This is a genomic window from Photobacterium sp. NCIMB 13483 (assembly GCF_003025475.1).
GTDB classification, from domain to species: domain Bacteria; phylum Pseudomonadota; class Gammaproteobacteria; order Enterobacterales; family Vibrionaceae; genus Photobacterium; species Photobacterium piscicola.
Map to the genome: position 1 here is coordinate 26,620 of NZ_PYLV01000021.1, position 21,294 is coordinate 47,913.

Sequence of the window (21,294 nt, forward strand, 5' to 3'; positions counted from 1 at the left end):
ATGCCAGTATTAATGCTGGCATTGTATTTTTTAGCGTGACATTATTTTTTGAATTGATCCAACAACCAATAACTATGAGGATCGGCTGGGGTAACATGTGGTCCGGTCATAATGAAGGTTGAGACAATATTAATTAATACGACAATGACTGCGAGATAACAGGCTAATTTACCGATATTCTTAATACGGTGATTGGCGGTGTTTTTTTCTTGTCGCCAAAGACATAACAATACGGCTACCCCGACAATTGTCATAACAAAAATAACAAAAGCCCATGTGTAATAATGCATACCGAGTAAGGGGCTTCCATAGCCAGGATCATTTGGCAATAAGTGGAGTGACACTTGACGTAGTGCTGCTATTGCACCAAATAATGCACCCAATAAAATAATACCGTAATGGGGCTGTTGAGGACCAAAACGAATATTCAGCATAAAGCCAAACATCACCATCATAAACCCTATGCGTTGTAACAGACATAAAGGGCACGGTAATTCATGAAAGACTAATTGAATAATTGAGCCCATTGCAAGAATAGCGGTGATCCCAAGTAAACCTAAAATATTGAGTCGATTAATAAGTTGATTGTTCATAGAATACTTAAATTGAGATCGGCAGAGTGTATACAATGTGATGCTTTAGCAAAATAGAGCCAGCAATGAATGTTAGTGCAAACATGGCATAACTCAGTTTTCTTTTGCCTTTAAGTGCAGTTAACATTGTTATTAATATGAGACAGAACACAAAAATACACAGCATGAATATTAATAGCCCTTTTTTGAATAAAAATACAGTTATTGTAGTATACCTTATGCGTATTTGTTGGTAACAGACTTATATTTAAAGTAAAAATAAAATAATAAAAAACGCCAGCATATTGAGACATAAGCTGGCGTTGGTAAGTGTGTTTTTATATTAGTTAATTAAATAACCAATAGCTAACAGGGTTATCTGGACATTGGTAAGGACCACATTCAATAAATGTCGATGCCACGTTAACGACAACAGCAAAAATAGCCAGTAAGCATACAAACTTACCAAACCTACTCATTTTATAATCAGTGTTATTCCAGCTTTTATTCCATAATAGCTGTAATACAGCAACACCTACGATGGTAAGACAAAAGATAATAAATGCCCAAGTATAATAATGAATACCAAATATCGGACTACCAAATCCTGGTGTGCCTGGAATGACGTGTAATGACACTTGACGTAATGCTGTCGCAGCACCAAAGAGTGCGCCGATGATTAATACGCCATAGTGGCGTTGTTGGGGCCCATAAATGACGTTAAGCATAAAACCAAACATCACCATCATGAAGCCTAAGCGTTGTAATAAACATAGGGGACACGGTAATTCATTGAGTACAACTTGAAGTACAGATCCCATTAATAAAACGAAGGTGATTCCTAATAGGCCTAACGTATTGAGTAGTGCAACATTTTTATTATTCATGCATCCCCCTTAAAGTAAAATAGACAAGGGATCTGTTGCATGGTGATGGAACCAATACAGTCCCAAAACAACAGTGATAGCGAAAATAATATAACTGGCACTTTTTTTTCCTGTAAACGCGCAGAGCATTGCAACGAGTACAAGTAGAAATAATAAACTCATCATAAGAAATTATTTAACCTTTCTTTTGTATGTTATGTATAGTAATTATTGTTGTTACATTTAGGTGACCAACTTTAAAACTACCACACATTACTGAATAGTGAATTAACACTTTGTTACAAATTTGAGGTTTATTAATTTATATTTGTTATGAGTATTTTAGATCGACGTTGATAATTATAGAGATCTTTTTTTATTACAGGTAATTGTTCGATGTCGCATTCATAAAATCCTTGTTCACGAAACCAATGTACACTGCGGGTGGTAAGGACAAATATTTTATCAATGCCAGTATCGCGAGCTTGTTGACATAATTTATTGAGTAATAACACGCCTCGGTCACCGTCTCTAAAATCAGGATGAATCGCAACACAAGCCATTTCGGCCATTTTTTCATCAGGATAAGGGTAAAGAGCGGCACAACCAATAATAAGATTATCAAGTTCAATGACGGTAAAAAGGGTAATTTCACGTTCTAGTTGTTCACGAGAACGGCGAACTAAAATGCCTTCAGCTTCTAATGGTTGAATCAAATCTAGAATTCCACCAATATCATTAATGTTAGCGCGACGTATTTTCTCTGCGTTTGACATCACAATCTGAGTGCCAATTCCGTCAAGTGAAAACAGTTCCTGAATGAGTGCCCCATCTTGTTTATAGCTCAATAAGTGGCTGCGAGGTACGCCAGCATGACAAGCAGTAATTGCACCTCGAAGAAAGCGACCTGTACCTGATTGTTGTTCATCATGATCGATCAGTTGTTGTAATACCTGTTCTGCGTCATGCGGTAATAACTCTGAAATAATGTCATTGTTGTTATCAATAACCCCTTGCTCTGAACAAAAGCCAATTAATTTATCAGCCCGTAATCGAATCGCTACCTGAGTGGCAATTTCTTCTGAGGTGAGGTTAAAACATTCACCGGTGACCGAACTGGCGATAGGGCCAAGTAATACAATCGATCCTTGTTCTAATTGGCTGGTTATGGCGTTGTTATTGATTCGGCGTATTTTACCACTATGACAAAAATCAATGCCGTCATCGATTCCCAGTGGTTGCGCAATAATGAAGTTACCACTGATAACATTGATTTGAGATCCCGCCATCGGGGTATTATTGAGACCCATTGAAAAGCGAGCGGTGATATCCAGTTGAAGTTGCCCAGCGGCCTGTTTCGCTATCTCTAGACTGTGTGCATCAGTGATTCTGATCCCTTTGTGATAAGGACTATCATAATGTTGCTGCTCTAAGAGGGTGGTTATTTGTGGTCGAGCGCCATACACCATTACAATATGAATACCTAAACTGTGTAGTAATGCTATATCGTTAACTATGTTGGCAAAGTTGGGATCAGCAATGGCTTCACCCCCAACCATGATCACCATGGTTTTTCCTACGTGGGCATTTAAGTAAGGGGCTGACTGACGAAATCCTTTCACTAAAGGGGTCTTACGTGTATTCACAAGCGATATCCATATCAATGTTTAATTTATAACCAATAAATTAAATCAATTATGTGGTTTGCGCAGCATTTAAATGTGATTTTTCCGAAATTAGTAATAATCATTCTCTGTGCTTAAATATTCATATCAGCTATTACGGGGATTTATGTGTAATCGCTTATTATGTGAGTTGTAGTTTGGTTGTGAAGGGCATTTTTAAAAGCGTAGTCACTATTTTATTTATATGAAGAACAAGCATTTATTAGATGATAATTACGATGTTATTGGACGGGAGTTTAACGCTTACAGTATATTTCATTCTTTCAATGGAACTTTTGTTCGCCACTCTTAGTCTTAGATCTTTTGATAGCGTTATGTCATTTGTCTGTAGATTCTTTTAAATAATTACTTATTTTTAGATGGTGTTTGTTAGTATTGGCATCCGTTTACTGCTTTTATGAAAGTAAGCGAGTTATCACTTTTACATTTTTATAAAACTTTTATAGGCTTATCTATCGTGTTACGTAAAGCAACAGTTGCAATGATTCTTTTTAGCTTGGTGGGGTGTTCATCTCCAGAGAGTACAACAACGGAAAAACCGAGCTTAGCGACAGCTGGTAATCCGTTAGCACATCAATATTTAGGTCAGCATTTTGATCATGTGTTAAATAAAGTTTCACAGGTTGAATCAACTAAAGCACATGATTACAGTACGTTTGCTCCACAAGCTAAAATGGTAACTTCGCGTTCATCGTCAATGGCGCGTAAATTTGAGCCACTGTATAACCAAGTAGAAAATTGGGCTAAGCATAGTGGTAACCCAAGCACATTAGCTAAATATGGCATTCAGGCCGCACAAATGGGTGGTGCTAATGGTGAAGGCAATGTGATGTTTACGGGCTATTATTCGCCAGTGATTGAATTACGCCATAAACCAACCAGTGTTTTCCGTTACCCAATTTATGCAATGCCAACGTGTAAAGGCCGCTGTCCTTCACGTGAACAAATCTATGATGGTGCACTAGCCGGTAAAGGGTTAGTGCTGGGCTACAGTAAATCCATGCTTGATGTATTTATGATGGAAGTACAAGGCAGCGGTTTTGTTCATTTTGAAGATAATAACCAGCTGCAATATTTTGGTTATGCAGGTAAAAATGGCCACCGTTACGTCAGTATTGGCCGTGTGTTAATTGACCGTGGTGAAGTGCCTAAATCAAAGATGTCACTGCAAGCGATTCAAAACTGGGTCGCTAACCATAGTGAAAGTGAAGTACGTGAACTATTAGAGCAAAATCCATCTTATGTTTTTTTCTCCCCACGTAAAACATTAGATGTTAAAGGCAGTGCAGGTATTCCGTTATTAGCCAATGCAGCTGTTGCGGCTGATCGTAAATACATTCCTATGGGATCAGTATTATTAGCAGAAGTACCACAGCTAGACGCAAAAGGTAACTGGACAGGTAAGCATGTATTACGCTTATTATTAGCACTTGATACTGGCGGTGCTGTGAAGAAAAATCACTTGGATTTATATCATGGAATGGGGGCAAAAGCGGGTACTGATGCTGGTCACTATAAGCATTTTGGTCGTGTTTGGCGTTTAGGTCTGAAAGGAACAGCAACTCAAGATCCGTGGTTAATGCCAAGATAAGAGCGATAGTTAAAGAGATCGCCACGGTGATCTCTTTGCTCTGACTGGACAATTGTTTTGAGAGTGCGTATAAAAACGCACTCTTTGTTTATCCACCTCAAGCAGTGTAGAACCAGTATGCGTGAATTAGATACCCCAGCATCCGATAGTTATAACCAACGTTTTGGCGGCACTCGTCGTTTATATGGCAACAGTGAAGTTGAAATCCTTCGTGCTGCACATGTGTGTGTGGTTGGTATTGGTGGTGTTGGCTCATGGGCTGCAGAAGCGTTAGCGCGATCTGGTGTTGGTGAGCTAACTTTAATTGATATGGACGATGTCTGTGTAACTAATATCAATCGTCAAATTCATGCGCTGACTGGCACTATTGGTCAAAGTAAAATTGAAGTAATGGCCGCGCGTATTCAATTAATTAACCCAGACTGTAAAGTTAATTTAATTGATGATTTTATTAGTCCTGAAAACCAAGCGCAGTATTTATCAAAAGAATTTGATTATGTATTGGATGCGATTGATAGCCTTAAAGCAAAAGCCGCATTATTGGCATATTGTAAAAGTAATAAAATTAAAGTTATTACCATTGGTGGCGCTGGTGGACAAACAGATCCTACTCAAATTCAAGTCACTGATTTAACTAAAACGATTCAAGATCCATTGGCTAGAAAATTACGTGAAACATTGCGTCACCACCATAACTTCACTAAAAATGCTAAGCGTAAATTTGGGATTGATTGTGTTTATTCCACTGAGCATTTGAAATATCCCCAAGCTGATGGTTCTGTGTGTGCGATAAAAGCGACGGCTGAAGGGCCTAAACGTATGGATTGTGCCAGTGGTTTTGGTGCTGCAACTGTTGTAACGGCAAGTTTTGGTTTTGTTGCTGTGGCGCATATTATTAAGAAATTGATTGAAAAACATCGTCAATAATATGTCGTCTCTACGATAATAAAGACAAAAAAGCGGATCATCATTGGAATCCGCTTTTTTGTATCTAACTGGCAAGAAGAGGCGTTAAGCCGGTGGAATATTAGTGCGCAAGTTGTTTTATTTGTTCGACAATCGCTTTTAAACCATTGCCGCGTGAAGGGCTTAGGTGGGTAATTAGACCTAAGTTATCAAAGTAGGTATCGATATCAAAAGCGTTAATTTCTGCCGCTGTTTTACCATCATAAGCGGCTAATACTAAAGTAATTAAGCCTCGTACAATACGTGCATCTGAATCAGCGATAAAGTAATAGTGTTCATCAACAACTTGATGATGTAACCACACTTGTGATTCACAACCGCTGATTTTAAGTTGATCTTGCTTATAGCTGTCATCCAGTTGTGGCAGTTTCTTACCAAGTTGAATAACGTTACGGTAGCGATCTTCCCATCCCGTTGCGATTTGCATTTGGGCAATAATATCAGTGGTGGTGATCTCAGAGCCAAAAGGGTGCTGAGGAAGCGTCATAGTGGTGGTCATGTTGTTTTCCTTGGCTGTAACTATAATAAATCACAGGCTTTATGTAGCGCTGCAATAAATCGCGCGACATCTTGTTGATCATTATAAAGGGCTAATGATACTCGTAATGTTCCTGTTAAGCCTAGCGCATCTAACATTGGATGAGCACAATGGTGGCCAGCACGCAGGGCAATATGCTGTTGGTCAAGTAATGTGGCTATATCTTGATGATGAACCCCATCGACAATAAAAGAAAATAAGCTTGCGTGAGGCTGAAGGCCAATAATACGTAGCCCGTCAATATCCTGAATACCGTCTAAGGCTTGTTGACGTAAATCGGCAATGTGTTGTTCTGCGCCTTGACGGTCAATACTTTGTAACCAGTCAATGGCTGCTGCAAGCGCTAAGCTACCAGCAACATTGGGGGTACCCGCTTCAAATTTCCCCGGTAAACCCGCATAGCTAGTGCCATTAAATGAGACTTTATCGACCATTTTTCCACCGCCATGCCAGGGTGGCATCGCTTCAAGTAGTGCTTGTTTACCATAAAGTGCTCCAATACCTGCTGGCGCATAAATTTTGTGCCCTGAGAAGACATAGAAATCGGCATCAAGTGCTTGCACATCCACAGGTTCATGTGCAATCCCTTGCGCTCCATCAACAACGACTACTGCACCATACTGGTGAGCTGCTGCTATCATTGATTCAATTGGATTGCGAGTACCGGTAACATTCGTGATATGAGCAACAGCAACAATTTTGGTTTTATTCGACAATAAACGCAGATAAGCATCAATATCTAATGTGCAATCCTGACGCATTGGAATTTTAATGACGTTAGCGCCGGTTTGTTCTGCGACCATTTGCCAAGGCACGATATTGGCATGGTGTTCAAGTTCACTGACTAAAATCTCATCTCCTGCTTGTAAATGAGTGCGAGCGTAGGTTTGTGCAATAAGATTTAAAGCTTCAGTTGCACCACGCGTCCAGATGATTTCTTTTGGGCTGGCTGCACCAATAAAGTGTTGCACTGTGGCACGTGCTTGTTCAAAAGCGAAGGTTGCATTGGCGGTTAAGCTATGGCTACCACGATGGACATTGGCATTATAACCACGGTAATAATGAGTTAGCGTATCGATAACAATCGCAGGTTTTTGAGCCGTGGCTGCGCTGTCTAAATAAACCGCTCGCGGTGCGACATCTGAATGTTGCAAGGCTGGAAATTGGGTTTGAATTTGTTTGATATCGAATGGTATGGTCATAGCTAGTCACATTACAGAAATTTGAATTATCGATGATGCTAATAAATGCGTGGAAGAGCAAGTGTTGCGGTGATTTTAAACCAATAAAAAAATAGCACTGCGTTGGGGCGCAGTGCTAACAATTACTTTGACGCATAAGTCAAAATACAGGAAGTAAAGAGGTAGATAACTACCGATCCGGCAGGATCCGGACAATATGCAAACACAACATCGTAATGTCAATTCAGCGGTTAGCCAGAGGGCAAAACACAAAATGTTCATTGACACTACGGAACGAATGATAGGGTTTATATAGCACTTAAACAATGGACAATTTATAATGTTTGAGATGAAAAAAACTAATGCATTAGAGAGCCTCGAAAAGTATGTCAAGACGTTTACCGCCACTTAATTCATTGAAGGTATTTGAAGCTGCCGCAAGGCATTTAAGTTTCACACGTGCAGCTGAAGAACTGTTTGTTACTCAAGCCGCAGTTAGCCATCAAATTAAAGCCTTAGAGGAATTTTTAGGGTTAAAGTTATTCCGTCGTCGCAATCGTTCATTGCTGCTAACTGAAGAAGGGCAAAGCTATTTTCTTGATATTAAAGATATCTTTTCATCCATTTCAGATGCGACTGATAAGGTCTTAGAAAGAGGCTCTAAAGGTGCATTAACCATTAGTTTACCTCCTAGTTTTGCTATTCAATGGCTAGTGCCAAGATTAACCGATTTTAATGAGCAACACCCTGAAATAGACGTCCGTATAAAAGCGGTTGATCTTGACGAAGGTTCATTAACTGATGATGTTGATGTAGCAATTTATTACGGTAGAGGTAATTGGTCGGGGTTACGTGCGGATAAACTGTATCAAGAATTTATGATGCCAGTATGCTCACCGATGTTATTAGTTGGTAGCAAACCATTACGTACTATCGATGATTTAAAACTACACACACTTTTACATGATACTTCTCGTAAAGAGTGGAAGAACTATGTGCGTCATTATGATGTGAAAGACGTTAATGTTAACCAAGGGCCGATATTTAGTCATTCGACCATGGTATTGCAAGCAGCAGCTCACGGCCAAGGTATTGCATTAGGAAATAATGTATTGGCGCAACCGGAATTAGAAGCAGGACGATTAGTGTGTCCGTTTGATGAAATTCTGGTGAGTAAAAATGCATTTTATTTTGTGTGTCAGGAAAAACAAGCAGACACTGGTCGTATTCAAATTTTCCGCGATTGGATTTTAAATAAAGCCCGCAAAGAGCAAGAGGATATGCCTGATGTCATTGAAGAAGTGTGAATATCTACTTGATGGCCCTGATGCTGAACATGCTATAGCGACATTTTTATTTGCTCATGGTGCAGGTGCTGGAATGGATCATGCCTTCATGACAACGGTTGCACAGGGGTTAGCGGCACATAATATTCAAGTAGTGCGGTTTAATTTTCCTTATATGATCAAACGTGCAGAGGATGGTAAAAAGCGTCCGCCAGATCGCCAACCTAAATTATTACTCGATTTTCAAACCCATATCGAACAGTTTGATAATGGCAAGTTAGTCATTGGTGGTAAATCAATGGGAGGACGAATGGCGAGTTTGATGGTGACGGATATTGCAGCCCAAACACCTCTAGTTAATAACTGTGCGGCAAAAGTTCGCGGTGTTGCTTGTCTTGGATTTCCTTTCCATCCGCCTGCAAAGCCTGAAAATTATCGCGGTGATCATCTTGCAACCACCACGATCCCTACTCTTATTTTACAAGGTGAACGCGATACCTTTGGGGTGCGTAGTGAAGTCGAGCAGTGGCCTTTTTCCGCTCAAGTGCATTATCAATTTTTAGCTGATGGTGATCACGGCTTTAAACCACGTAAAGCATCAGGTCATACTGAAGCTGAAAATATTACTATTGCAATCGAAGCCTTAGCGGCCTTTATTAAAAATTGTGTTGATAGTGAAGTAGCATAGTTAGAGGTGTACTCATGACGGTTGAATTAACCGCGAAACAGCGTCAACAATCACGATTAATGCTGATGTTTGCTGCTTGCAGTGGTGTAGTAATGGTGGCTTTAGGAGCCTTTGCTGCTCATGGATTAAGCCACCGCTTAGCACCGCACTTACTCGATGTGTTTAAAGTTGGGGTTCAATATCAAGCGTGGCATACCTTAGCATTATTAGGTTGTGGAATATTGTCACGCTTTTTGCCATCAAAAGCGTTATCATACGCGGCGCTGTTTTTTGTCATCGGTATAATTTGCTTTAGCGGCAGTTTATATGCCTTGGCTTTAACTGGCATTAAATGGTTTGGTCCCATCACCCCGATGGGCGGAATATGTTTTATTATTGGCTGGGTGATGCTTGCAATAGCCACCTGGCGTTCAGCTTGAGGGTTCCAACGTGAATCAAGTTTTATTGTACTGTCGTCCTGGCTTTGAAAAAGAATGTGCCGGAGAGGTTCAAGACAAAGCAAATACGCTGGAATTGTTTGGTTTCCCTCGGGTGAAAAACAATTCAGGCTATGTGTTATTTGAGTTTTACCAAGCAGGTGATGCAAATAAATTCATTCAATTGCAGCCATTTTCGCAATTGATTTTTGCTCGTCAAATGTTTGCAACATCAGCAATGCTAACGGGTTTACCAACAGAAGATCGTATTTCACCTATTTTAGATGCCATTAGTGAAGACTTCCCTATTTGTGGTGATTTACGTATTGAAACCCCTGATACTAATGAAGCGAAAGAACTGTTGAAGTTCTGCCGTAAATTTACGGTGCCACTACGTCAAGCAATGCGTAAGCGTAATATTTTATACGTTAAAGATAACCACAAAAAGCCAGTATTACACGTGTGCTTTATTGCCCCTGGTTGTTGTTTTGTTGGTTATTCTTACCCACAAAATAACTCACAGTTCTTTATGGGTATTCCACGTCTGAAATTCCCTGCAGATGCGCCAAGCCGTTCAACGTTGAAATTAGAAGAAGCATTTCACGTGTTTATTCCTCGTGAGGAGTGGGATGAGCGTTTAGCGCCGGGTATGTGGAGTGTTGACTTAGGTGCCTGTCCTGGTGGTTGGACGTATCAATTAGTGAAGCGTTCGATGTTTGTTCATGCGATTGATAACGGTACTATGGCGCAAAGCTTAATGGATACCGGTCAAGTTAAATATCATGCAGTTGATGGTTTTAAATATGAGCCTGCACGTAAGAATATTACGTGGATTGTATGTGACATGATTGAAAAACCCGCTCGTGTAGCGCACCTTATTGGTGAATGGTTAATCAAAGCATGGGCCAAAGAAGCTATTTTTAACCTTAAGCTGCCAATGAAAGGTCGTTATGACGAAGTGCTACAAGATATTGAAAATCTAAAAGTACTGCTGATTAAAAACGGCGTGAAGTTTAAGCTGCAAGCGAAACATTTGTATCATGACCGTGAAGAAATTACGGTGCATATTCAACGCTTAGATAATCGCTCTGCATATTAATTTGCAGGTAGTGTAGCGAATGATTATTAACGCCATCCTTTTGAGGGTGGCGTTTTTTTTTGCACTAGTATTTATACATTATTAATTCTGAGTGGCATCGTGATAACGAATATCTTGTAAATTAAAGCCAAGTTCTAAATCAGTCTTTAGGCTTGCCACTGCTTTGGATGCACGAGCTGTCTCTTCATTACCGGTGATTTTTTTTTGCCATTTAGGGGCAAGATCAATAGCAGTGAGAATCGCGTCAAGATTAGGGTAGAGGCTTAATAACTCCACTGCCGCTTTAGGACCAATACCGGCAACACCCGGGATTTTACTGGAACTAATGCCTGCTAATCCCCAATAGTCAGTTAATAACTGTGGCTTAACACCATATTCTTTTTCAATAAAAGGGCTATCAAGCCAGCGTTGTTGAAAATAATCACGAATACGTAACGTCGGTTGTAGTAACTGACAATAGCCTTTGTCAGTTGAAACAATAGTGACCTGTTCACTGCGAGAGGCGACTTTTAATGCCAAGGTTGCCACTAAATCATCGGCTTCATCACCATCAGATAATAGTGAATCAATGCCCATTGTCATAAATGCATCTTGAATGCTATCCATACCCGCTAATAATTCTGGTGGCATCGGTTTACGACCTTCTTTGTAGTGTGGCAGTAATTCTGCTCGCCAACCTCGGTCATCACTATTATGGTCAAACACTGCCACAATATGGCTCGGTTCCGTGCTATTAATTATTTTCTGTAATGCCTGACAACATACTCTTGCGGTGTTGTCGACATCGGGTTGCCCCGGTTGCGCGGCATGAACACGGCGAATAAGGTTTAATGCATCAATAATAACAAGGTGAATAGCCATAAATAAATTCTATGTAGATGAATAAAAGGAGCACTAAGGCTCCTTATTGTACGCAAAACTGTAATCAAATAACGATATTATTTTGACTGTTCGTGGCTATTAACGATTTCATAACACGGCTCATATTTACTGCCGGGCAATTTCATGCGTTGTTGTTCCACAAAATTTTTGAGGAGTTTATCCATGCGTTGCATTAGGACTTTATCGCCGTCAATTTTAAAGCGACCATAACGTTCGATTTCATGAATGCCTTCTTCTTTGACATTTCCCGCCACGATACCTGAGAATGCTCGACGTAAATTAGCCGCCAGTTTTTCTTTCGGTTGATCCATGTGTAAATCTAAACTAGCCATGGCTTTATGTGTTGGTGCAAATGGCATTTGGAAATCTTCAGGGATCGTCAGTGACCAGTTAAAGCAATAAGCATCACCAGTGGCTAAACGGTGTTCTTTTACGCGTGCCATTGACGCTTTCATTACTTGTGCAACTTCAGCAGGATCACCAATAATAATTTGATAATGTCGGGTTGCAGCTTCGCCTAACGTGTCACGAATAAAATCATCTAGGGTACGGAAATAAGCTTCACTTTCTTTGGGACCTGTAAGAATCAATGGTAGCGGTTGTTCTGCATTATCGGGATGCATCAAAATCCCTAAAATATAGAGCAATTCTTCTGCAGTACCAGCTCCTCCTGGGAAAATAATGATGCCATGGCCCACGCGAACAAAGGCTTCTAAACGTTTTTCTATGTCGGGTAAAATAACCAGTTCGTTGACAATTGGGTTTGGTGGCTCTGCGGCAATAATTGACGGTTCAGTTAAACCAATAAAACGGCTGCCAGAGTAACGTTGTTTAGCGTGACCAATAGCAGCACCTTTCATTGGTCCTTCCATTGCGCCCGGTCCACAACCAGTACAAACATTAAGTTCACGCAAGCCTAGTTCATTGCCGACTTCACGAGTGTATTGGTATTCAATTGGGTTAATTGAGTGGCCGCCCCAGCACACGATAATATTGGGATCTTCACCAGCATGTAGGGTACGAGCATTGCGTAACAGACTAAATACGAAATCGGTAATATGGGGCGCGCTAGCAAGATCAATATCATTTCGACGTGCGATGTGCATATCGACATAAATGATATCGCGTAACACTGAAAACATGTGTTCTTGAATGCCACGAATAATACGACCATCAACAAAAGCATGTTCTGGTGGGTTCACAAGTTCGATTTTAATCCCACGTTCACGACGTAATAAATTAATCGCAAAATCGAGGTGTTTCTCAAGCAATTCTTTGGAATTATCAGTATGACTGCCCGAGTTTAAAACCGCGAGTGAGCAGTTACGATATAAGCGATATAAATCACTGGATGCTGTTGCTTTTAGACTGTCGGCTTCTATTTGTGATAATAGATTCATAGCGCCGATAGGGCTGATATGCGTAATCATAATAACCTCCCTGGTAATGATGAAACAGCATGTTCATTTATTAAGACAAGGCAGAAGGCAAGGTGTATTCACTACAGGACTGGTGCAAAAATCAAATAAAGAACAGTAAGATAAATTATTTTATATTATTACCATACACAGTGATTTTATCTTTGACCAGTAAATGATAGTAATAATATAAGTACCCAGTAATGAAATGGATACGATAATTGGGGAGGGTTAATCTTGATGAATAATGCTATTGCTGCGCTGAACTTGGCTGTGACGAAGGGCGGTTTCAATACGCTGAATGACATTTTTAGGCGTGTCATGATTGTTGAAAAACGAAGAGCACATAGACACTGACATCGTAATACTCTGACTTTTAAAATGCAGTGGTAATTGAGTAATAGCGGTTCGAATATCATTCATTAATTGCTGACACTGTTGTTGATCAATATCGGTCATTAGTAAAACGAAGGCATCTTCATTAAAGCGCGCAATAAAATCTGTCGAATTTAATTGTTGGCTAATAGTTTGCGCGATAATTTTAAGCGCTTTATCACCCGCATGATGGCCATAATCATTATTTAACTGGGTAAAGTTATCGATATCAATCAGCACTAAAAGTAATGGATTTTGATAGCGCAACCAACGTTGATATTCATGTTCAATACGATCATTAAACGCACTACGATTGTAAGTTAAGGTTAATTTATCTCGAAAAATATTTTGTTCTTGTTGGCTTAATCGTTGGTGATAACTATACGTTTGTTGTTGTAATTGCTGCACTTTATTATCGTTATGGTTTAACTGTTCAATTAACGCTTGTTCTCGCTGTTCTAGTTGGCTATTACGTAGTGCTAATTGTTGTAATTCATGGGTAATATTTGCCCATGATGAAGAGTTGATTGCTGGTGAGTTGTTAATCTTAAGCTCTTGATTAATATTTGAGACAATCGTTGATATGCCGCTATTAAAATCACGTCGATGTTGATGTAGCACAGAAAAAGAACTAGCTGTTTGGGCGGTATTTTTTTGGAGTGAGGCTAAATCACTATTTAGGGTGTTTAGAAATCGTTGTGATGCGTAACGCTCGTTATGGGTACCTGAAACAATAAGACGTAAAACTTGGACTAATAAAGCCAAGAGTGCAGATTGATCGACGCCTTGTACCAATTGATTACGAATAGCAAATAGCTGCTGTCCTTGCTCATTAGTAAAGTCTATTTCGGTGATAAGTTGTTGTAATTCTGCTACCAACTCAACACTAAAATGGTGCAGATTATCTTTAGATAACGAAGACTTATTATTCGCTGTTATTAATTTGATAGTGCGTTCATAGAGTTCAAGTAAGCGAACTATACGTTGATGATTATCTAATAATGTTGATGGTTGTTGGTTGAACAGATGATCTAAATCTTGCTGTAATGATGCGGGTAAATTAGGGTGTTGTAATAGGGTATGACCGCGTTGATTAATCTGTTGTTGTAAATGGTTATTTTGATGTTGGATCATATCGGCTTGTTGAATAACAAGTCGTTCAACAATCGCTAATCGAGGGATAAGACGACTAATCTCTAAAGGCTGTTCAAGATCATGGGTTATGGATTGCAATGTGTGGTCGAGTTCATTATCAAGACCTCGACAAGCAATAGTTAAACGAGTAATCAGACGTTTTAATATCACAATTTCACGCCGCGATTTTAGGTTAGAATCACGGTAAGAAAGTTGAGCGTGGTCTAATTGTTGTTTTAGAATGTTAACTTCAGCAACAATTTCACTGATATCTGTCATTGGTTATGCATCTGTGTTAATACACTTAAAAGTTATTTAATTCATGATGTTACTATCATTTTAAAAATATGCTATCAAAAATAAAATACAATAGTTAGTGATATTTTACAAAGTTATGAGTCATTTATATATTTAATTGATATCTTTGTTAGGATTGTGATCGTAGTTCCAGATTACGTCACTATTGGTTGAACTGCGGACTTTTACTAATCCTTTTTCTATTCCTTCAACGCAAGAACGACGAATATTATCGCTCACAAAACTGGCCGCTGGCGCTGCATCAATGGCAGATAAGTGAACCCAGTGACTCCCTGGTTGTTTATGATTGAGGCTAATGCCGGCATCAACAGCCATCAGTAAAATATCAATTAATTCTTGGTCATTAATCGCGGTATATGAGCGTGGTAAAAATGGGTATTCTGCCATGCCAATTTGTAACGAATTTTCGATATTTAATGGCTGCGTATAATTATCAATTAACTGTTGGATTGAGTCGGCAAGTTGTCTCGGATCACAGCTCAAGCGTGCATTGGGCTCGATATATAAGAACATCGCGTCAGAAAAATGATAAATACGCGCAGGCTCTAATACTTGCAGTTGTAAATAATTACCAAATTCTTTTTCTGCTGCAAGTCCTTGCTGATAGCCTTTCTCTAACGAAATATGTTTTAAAAATGAAACTTCAAATAAGGCAAACCGTAGTCGATCGCTTAACGGCTCATTAATAATCTCACCAAGGTGCCATTGTTCAAAGTTAGCACTACTTTGTTGAAGCGAGTTAGCGAGTCGTGCGTTAAGCATGCGTAGATTACGTAAACCACTACGAGGGTGAGTATAGTAATCGGTGGTTAATTTGGTGAGTTGCTGTTTTAATTGTTTATTAATATGTTGGCGACGCCACAGTAGCAATAACATAATCACTAACCCTCCCATAAGGGCTAAAGATATCTGCTGTTGTTTATAGAGTGCGTTTTTATTAATGAATTGCTCACGTTCCATTTCTTCAAGTTTTAGTGAACGCTCCATCATTTTTTGTTGTTGCTTAAAGACTTCAGTATTACTTTTGGTCGCGTTTTTTTGTTTGCCTACATACAGTTGTTCGTAACGGCGTTGACTGAGTAAAGCGTTGTAATAGTCATTTTGTTTTTCAAACGCTTTTGACAATATTGATTCACCCATTAATTGCAAATTTGTTGCACCAATACGACTGGCTGAAATTAATCCAGCTTGCAATGAAGTAATGGCATCGTCGAGGGCGCCTTTTTCGAGTTCTAATTGCCCTTGTAGAATTTGGCTTTCGGCCACAATATTTTCATTACCACCTTGAAGAGCAAGGTTACGCGCCTGAACAATATATTGCTCTGTTTTAGAGTAGTTATATAAATGCAAATAAACCCGCGCAATGTTCAAGCGTAAACTGGCAGAACGGACATCGTGTTTAAGCTGATTCTCTTGGTCGAGGGCATTAAAATAATGTACTAAAGCAAGGTTATAGCGCCCTTGTTGCTCATAGATAGAAGCAATTAAGGTGAGTGTTTTAGCCAATTGTTGGGTTTGTTTATAGCGTTCAAAAAACTCACCCGCTTGTGTGGCATGTTCTAATGCTTTATCAAACACGTGGCGTTCTTCAAACAGTTGTGCTAATTCGTAATTGGCGCGTGCGATTTGGGGTTGATCTTCATGTTCTACGGCGAGCCAATAACCACTTAATAAGCGATCAAGTGCCATATCATAGTGATGATGGCGTAAGTAATGCTGACCTAATGTAAGTTGATAATTAATGGTTTCGTCTTTATCGTCAAATGCGGCTAGATATCCTTTTGCTTTGATAAATAGTTTTTCTGCCGCTTCATCATTGCCTAAGCTGGATTCAATTCGAGCACGCAATATCAGTGATTGATACTTTAACTCGTGCACTTGGCTGGTGAGTTTTATTGGCGGTGAGTGCTTGATCTCAACACTGAGCGTATTCAGTATTTTTAGTGCTGTTGCACTGTTACTTAAATTAACCCAGTAAAATTGAGCCAATAAAATACGACTTTCAAAGACACTGAACATAAATTTATTGTTAAGGGCTTTTTTTTCAGCTTTTTTAATAACGCTAATGGCTTGTTCTGGTCGTTGTAGCAGAGATAACGCCTGCGCCTGGAGTTGTAGTGCATTAATGGTGTTAAGAGGGGTGCGTGTTGAATGATCCGCTTCACCGTTAAGATGAACCCGTGATGGATCTTGAGGTTGGCTAAGACGTCGTGTCTCAAGATAGTTTTGGGTGATAGTGAGCGTTCGCTCAGGTTGATTAACTAATAAATTGTGTGCTTCAGTAAGGATTGGTGAGCTGTATAGTTTTGCTTGAAGATCAAATGACAATGTTAGTAATACTAACCCAGAAAGAAATAGGCCACGAAAATTCATATAATCTCAAAGCAGCAGAATAACACACAAGATGGTATTGATTTTACTGGGTTAATATATCAAGTCCAGCAAAGTAAAGGTTTTTGCCGGACTTAATGTTGAATTCGTCGTTAGGATCTAATTACTGACGTGCGAGACGGAAATTATCACTTGGCGTTTTGCCCATGTTAGTACGGTATGGATTAATATCTAAACCACCACGACGGGTATAACGTGCATAAACAGTTAATAATTCAGGCTGACAGAAACGCATAATATCGTTAAAAATACGCTCAACACATTGTTCGTGGAATTCATTATGATTACGGAATGACACAATGTAACGCAGTAATTTTTCACGGTCGATACGGTTGCCTTTATAAGCAATACGTACACTACCCCAATCAGGTTGATTAGTGATTAAGCAGTTTGATTTTAGTAGGTGACTATGAACAATTTCTTCTACAACATCGTTGTTATTAGCGGCACCTTCAAGATATTCTGGCTTAAAAGCATAGTCGTTAATTTCAATGTCTTGATCGTCAATACACTCACCAAAGAAATTAACAATAGGTTGCTCATTAAAATCAGTGAGGGGCTGAATGGTGACATCAACATCTTCGCCAGCACAACGCGATAAATCAATTTGCAGAGTATCTGCAATATCTTGCCAGCTATCAAAACGAGTTTGATTAAAACTGTTAAGGTATAGTTTGAAGGATTTTGATTCGATAAGATTAGGGCTTGATGCAGGTAAACGTACTTCACCAATCGCAACTTGTGGTAAGCCTTTATTATTGAGCCAAGATAATTCGTATAATGTCCAAATATCATAGCCAGTAAATGGCAGTGCATCATCGCTGATATTAATATCGGTACGGTTTAAGCTTCTTGGCACAGGTTGCAGTAATGATGGATCATATTGATCTTTATACTCAGTCTTTTTGCCAAGGGTTAAACCTGCTAATTCTTTAGCGTCTTTATATTTACTCATACTGTCTATGACACTCTTGGATTAGAATAGATGTCCGTCGAAACGGTTTAAACCTAAAGTTTACTGAATCTTTTATGAGGTTGCGAATGAATCATCCTGTTACCTGCGCTTTATCTGATTTTTCTGCTCGTTATTTACAAGCATGGTGTGATGCAGATCGCGGTTTTCCCGAAAGTGAACATTTAGTGGGTCTTATCTCACCCTGTGTTATTGCAGATGATGGCCAAAATGTAACTTGGAAACCCATTCCACGTCAGCCTATTATTGGTTTAGATGGTGTTGAAAAAGGCATGGATTTATTACTCCATAGCGATATCAATGCTTTTTATGGATCGCAATTTAGTGGTGATATGGGCGCAATGTTTGGTGATTTATCGTTAGATTTATTACAAGCATTTAATGACGATGATATTGAACGTTTACAACAAAATATTCTTGGACATTTGGTGACTCAACGTCGAATGAAGCTGAAACCCACGGTATTTATTGCGGTTGTAGATGATGAATCACAAGTCATTTCTATTTGTAATATGACCGGCCAAGTGGTGTTAGAAACATTGGGTAAAGATACTCGTCAAGTGTTAGCAAATGATGTAGTGATGTTCTTACAGCAATTGCAGCCATTAGTCGTCGAGGTGTAACACGTGTTTGTTGTTGAGTTACAATTTGAATGTTTTGATAACACAACGTTATCGCAAGTAGATGTCGCTATTAATGGCTTAATGGATGCATTACGCTATAACGGTCAAGTACTTGGACGTGAATTTCCTGTTGTTATTGATGATGGCATCTTTCGCGTTCGCGTTGTGTGCCCGGAGAAAGAAAGTCTTCATTCTCGATTTAATAGCCCGCAAGTCAATCAATGTTATGAGCAATTAACAAATGCGTGTTTGCTCGCGCCTAAAATAAAAATACTAGGGGTTGATCTTAATTCAGATTCAGTCGCTGAAAGCTTTTCTCCATCATGGCAAGTGCTTTATACCACTTATGTTCATAGTTGTTCGCCGCTACGTAGTGGCGATACGTTATTGCCGATTCCGTTATATCAAACAGGGGCAACGACGGATGATGATTATAAAGCGATCATTAAATGGCAGACTGAATGGCAAGCTTTTGATGAAATTCAAATGGCCATTAAAAGCCCAACGGCGGTGGCAATGGCATTGGCTGAAATTGGTGATGTAGACAGTGAATTGTTTGTGCGTGGGCGTGATTTATGTCGTCATATTGAAGCGACCACCGAGGTACCAACGTATTATTATCAGTACCGTGTTGGCGGTGAAAGCAAAGCGGCTGAATTAACACGTCGATGTCCAAGTTGTGGTGGTGAATGGCGAGTTCCAGAAGCATTGCATGGCTTGTTCCACTTTAAATGTGACCGGTGCCGAATTGTGTCTAATATGTCGTGGAATTTTCAGTAATAATTAAAAAAGCACCTTTAATTAGGTGCTTTTTTATTATTAGCGATCAGCTTCTAAGCGCGCTAAACGTGTTGAAAGTGTCAGTACTTGCTGTTCAAGTTGTTCAAGGCGTTGCTCGGTTGTTAATACCTGCTGTTGCTTTTCTATATGCGGCACTTTGGCATTTTTTTGCCAAGCTTGTAACGCCTTTATGATGATTGGAATTGGTAATGGTGTGGTGAGACGAGCTTTAATTAATGCTGTCGATGGTTGTTTATTTTCAGCGACTAAGCTTGCTATCACCTGTTCTATTTCTTGAGTGATGGTTGACATCATGGTTCCTTGATAAATATTGCGCTTATTTTCGAAGTAACGTATCTAGTTGGTCAATCACTTCACTCCAATCGGCATCTTGTTGTTGAGCTTCATTAATAAATTGTTGTTGAGCGAGAGTAAAAAAGGCGGCATCAGCTAATTTTTGTGAGGGCGCTAATGAATGTGTGCATAAAAAATGCTCAATAAATTCGGTTGAGTTATCTAAGCCTAATTGACTGAATAAATTAGCCAAATTATGGTTGAATGCTTCCATCTCTATTCCTTATTTAGCAAGGTATTCTCTCTGTGTGAGTATAGTGGATATCTGTGTAAATAGTCACCTTAGTCAAAGAGCTAACGCTGTTGTAAGAGATCTCTCACAAAGCCGTGAGATATTGAGTGTGTTATTAGCATATATTACTGTGTGTTAATAATTATGTTATTGATATTTAGTTGTTATTTTATTTTTAGTTAGTGTTGGATGAAAATAAATATCAAAAAGTTTTTAAGCACTGATTGTGAATAATAAAGAAAAGCGTAATCTTAATGGTGTCGAAAGGAACTGACACCACGGAACAGGAAAGCGCCACGGATACAGGCTGTCTCAGGATGAGATATTGGTAAACTAGGATGGTTTATCAAACATGGAATGTGAAGGGAACACCGTAGGATGCGGTATCAAGATAAGCAGGACGTTTATCTGTCAGGAAGACTAGGATAACTTCAGGACGAAGTAAGGAACACCTCTAGGATTGAGGCATAAAGGATCACTTCAGGATGAAGTAAAGGACACCTCCAGGAAGGAGATGAGAGTCAGAACAGGATGTGCTGACGGGTTAGGATGGCCAAAGGAACAACTTCAGGAAGAAGTATAAAGGACAATGCTGATGGAACACAGCAGTCAAGGGATGGATGCAAGGAGCAACACAGTAGCTGGATTGCTGCAAGTAAGACCTAAGGGCGCGACGAAAGTCGTGCCCTCTCTTTTTTTTGGGAAGAAAAATAATCTAATCAGTTATCGTGATAGATTTGTTTTGATTATTTAAGACCGACTTGTTTTTATTCGCACCTCGCACCTCGCACCTCGCACCTCGCACCTCGCACCTCGCACCTCGCACCTCGCACCTCGCACCTCGCACCTCGCACCTCTATCTATTTGTATAATAACAATATATTACTTCATGTAAAAAAGTATGATAAATAATGAATGGTTTTTAT

22 protein-coding genes are annotated in these 21,294 nt (G+C 39.5%); 8 read left to right on the plus strand and 14 right to left on the minus strand.

The window, feature by feature from the left end; all coding sequences use genetic code 11:
- Positions 1 to 41: 41 nt before the first annotated feature.
- From C9I86_RS15090 to argA, 5 genes are all read right to left on the minus strand, one after another.
- Entirely contained in the window at positions 42 to 593 is a 552-nt protein-coding gene (locus C9I86_RS15090) for a disulfide bond formation protein B (protein ID WP_080158973.1), read from the minus strand.
- A 7-nt stretch (positions 594 to 600) separates the two neighbouring features.
- The gene (locus tag C9I86_RS20400) at positions 601 to 759 is read right to left on the minus strand and encodes a DUF5993 family protein (protein WP_369925927.1); all 159 of its coding nucleotides are present in this window, start codon (positions 757 to 759) and stop codon (positions 601 to 603) included.
- 160 nt (positions 760 to 919) lie between these two features.
- Positions 920 to 1,459 carry a disulfide bond formation protein B gene (locus C9I86_RS15095; protein WP_080158974.1) on the minus strand — a complete coding sequence of 180 codons (540 nt, stop codon included), beginning with the start codon at positions 1,457 to 1,459 and terminating at the stop codon, positions 920 to 922.
- 9 nt (positions 1,460 to 1,468) lie between these two features.
- A complete protein-coding gene (locus C9I86_RS20215; RefSeq protein ID WP_162841611.1) occupies positions 1,469 to 1,624 on the minus strand; it encodes a DUF5993 family protein in 156 nt (51 codons plus the stop codon).
- 131 nt (positions 1,625 to 1,755) lie between these two features.
- On the minus strand, positions 1,756 to 3,084 hold the full coding sequence (argA, locus tag C9I86_RS15100) for an amino-acid N-acetyltransferase (RefSeq protein ID WP_107276836.1): 1,329 nt from the start codon (positions 3,082 to 3,084) through the stop codon (positions 1,756 to 1,758).
- Between the two features lie 436 nt (positions 3,085 to 3,520).
- Between argA and mltA the strand changes: the two genes are divergently transcribed.
- Positions 3,521 to 4,714, plus strand: a complete 1,194-nt coding sequence (mltA, locus tag C9I86_RS15105) for a murein transglycosylase A (protein WP_199190806.1) — start codon at positions 3,521 to 3,523, stop codon at positions 4,712 to 4,714.
- 117 nt (positions 4,715 to 4,831) lie between these two features.
- Positions 4,832 to 5,641 (plus strand): tRNA cyclic N6-threonylcarbamoyladenosine(37) synthase TcdA, encoded by an 810-nt coding sequence (gene tcdA / locus C9I86_RS15110; protein WP_080158975.1) that lies wholly within the window; start codon positions 4,832 to 4,834, stop codon positions 5,639 to 5,641.
- 100 nt (positions 5,642 to 5,741) lie between these two features.
- On the opposite strand, the gene csdE is transcribed toward tcdA, so the two are convergent.
- Together csdE and csdA are read right to left on the minus strand one after the other, a co-directional pair.
- On the minus strand, positions 5,742 to 6,179 hold the full coding sequence (csdE, locus tag C9I86_RS15115) for a cysteine desulfurase sulfur acceptor subunit CsdE (protein WP_235865975.1): 438 nt from the start codon (positions 6,177 to 6,179) through the stop codon (positions 5,742 to 5,744).
- Positions 6,180 to 6,199: 20 nt separating this feature from the next.
- Positions 6,200 to 7,420, minus strand: coding sequence for a cysteine desulfurase CsdA (csdA, locus tag C9I86_RS15120; RefSeq protein WP_080158976.1), 1,221 nt, complete (start codon positions 7,418 to 7,420; stop codon positions 6,200 to 6,202).
- A 365-nt stretch (positions 7,421 to 7,785) separates the two neighbouring features.
- On the opposite strand from csdA, the gene C9I86_RS15125 reads away from it, so the two are divergent.
- Genes C9I86_RS15125 through rlmM form a run of 4 tightly spaced genes read left to right on the plus strand, consistent with a single transcriptional unit; the run spans position 7,786 to position 10,888 of the window.
- On the plus strand, positions 7,786 to 8,706 hold the full coding sequence (locus C9I86_RS15125) for a transcriptional regulator GcvA (RefSeq protein WP_080158977.1): 921 nt from the start codon (positions 7,786 to 7,788) through the stop codon (positions 8,704 to 8,706).
- Positions 8,687 to 9,373, plus strand: coding sequence for an alpha/beta family hydrolase (locus tag C9I86_RS15130; protein WP_080158978.1), 687 nt, complete (start codon positions 8,687 to 8,689; stop codon positions 9,371 to 9,373). Before C9I86_RS15125 ends, C9I86_RS15130 begins: the two co-directional genes overlap by 20 nt.
- A gap of 14 nt (positions 9,374 to 9,387) precedes the next feature.
- Positions 9,388 to 9,792, plus strand: coding sequence for a DUF423 domain-containing protein (locus C9I86_RS15135; protein WP_080158979.1), 405 nt, complete (start codon positions 9,388 to 9,390; stop codon positions 9,790 to 9,792).
- Between the two features lie 10 nt (positions 9,793 to 9,802).
- Complete coding sequence (rlmM, locus tag C9I86_RS15140) at positions 9,803 to 10,888, plus strand: 23S rRNA (cytidine(2498)-2'-O)-methyltransferase RlmM (protein WP_080158980.1); 1,086 nt, start codon at positions 9,803 to 9,805, stop codon at positions 10,886 to 10,888.
- Positions 10,889 to 10,969: 81 nt separating this feature from the next.
- Here rlmM and xni read toward each other — a convergent pair whose 3' ends face one another.
- The 5 genes from xni to queF form a co-directional block, all read right to left on the minus strand.
- Positions 10,970 to 11,749 (minus strand): flap endonuclease Xni, encoded by a 780-nt coding sequence (xni, locus tag C9I86_RS15145; RefSeq protein WP_107276838.1) that lies wholly within the window; start codon positions 11,747 to 11,749, stop codon positions 10,970 to 10,972.
- A 77-nt stretch (positions 11,750 to 11,826) separates the two neighbouring features.
- Positions 11,827 to 13,200: a nucleotide 5'-monophosphate nucleosidase PpnN gene (gene ppnN / locus C9I86_RS15150; protein ID WP_080158982.1), complete on the minus strand. Its 1,374-nt coding sequence runs from the start codon at positions 13,198 to 13,200 to the stop codon at positions 11,827 to 11,829.
- A 219-nt stretch (positions 13,201 to 13,419) separates the two neighbouring features.
- Positions 13,420 to 14,976 carry a GGDEF domain-containing protein gene (locus tag C9I86_RS15155; RefSeq protein ID WP_080158983.1) on the minus strand — a complete coding sequence of 519 codons (1,557 nt, stop codon included), beginning with the start codon at positions 14,974 to 14,976 and terminating at the stop codon, positions 13,420 to 13,422.
- Between the two features lie 132 nt (positions 14,977 to 15,108).
- The gene (locus tag C9I86_RS15160; RefSeq protein WP_107276839.1) at positions 15,109 to 17,388 is read right to left on the minus strand and encodes a lipopolysaccharide assembly protein LapB; all 2,280 of its coding nucleotides are present in this window, start codon (positions 17,386 to 17,388) and stop codon (positions 15,109 to 15,111) included.
- 121 nt (positions 17,389 to 17,509) lie between these two features.
- Positions 17,510 to 18,361, minus strand: coding sequence for an NADPH-dependent 7-cyano-7-deazaguanine reductase QueF (gene queF, locus C9I86_RS15165; RefSeq protein WP_080158985.1), 852 nt, complete (start codon positions 18,359 to 18,361; stop codon positions 17,510 to 17,512).
- An 86-nt stretch (positions 18,362 to 18,447) separates the two neighbouring features.
- Between queF and syd the strand changes: the two genes are divergently transcribed.
- The gene (gene syd / locus C9I86_RS15170; RefSeq protein ID WP_107276840.1) at positions 18,448 to 19,002 is read left to right on the plus strand and encodes a SecY-interacting protein; all 555 of its coding nucleotides are present in this window, start codon (positions 18,448 to 18,450) and stop codon (positions 19,000 to 19,002) included.
- Positions 19,003 to 19,005: 3 nt separating this feature from the next.
- Complete coding sequence (locus C9I86_RS15175; RefSeq protein ID WP_080158987.1) at positions 19,006 to 19,782, plus strand: Zn-ribbon-containing protein; 777 nt, start codon at positions 19,006 to 19,008, stop codon at positions 19,780 to 19,782.
- Between the two features lie 39 nt (positions 19,783 to 19,821).
- Here C9I86_RS15175 and C9I86_RS15180 read toward each other — a convergent pair whose 3' ends face one another.
- Both C9I86_RS15180 and C9I86_RS15185 read right to left on the minus strand, forming a co-directional pair.
- Positions 19,822 to 20,097, minus strand: a complete 276-nt coding sequence (locus C9I86_RS15180; protein ID WP_369925939.1) for a hypothetical protein — start codon at positions 20,095 to 20,097, stop codon at positions 19,822 to 19,824.
- 22 nt (positions 20,098 to 20,119) lie between these two features.
- Positions 20,120 to 20,350 carry a DUF2789 family protein gene (locus tag C9I86_RS15185; RefSeq protein WP_080158989.1) on the minus strand — a complete coding sequence of 77 codons (231 nt, stop codon included), beginning with the start codon at positions 20,348 to 20,350 and terminating at the stop codon, positions 20,120 to 20,122.
- Between the last annotated feature and the right edge of the window lie 944 nt (positions 20,351 to 21,294).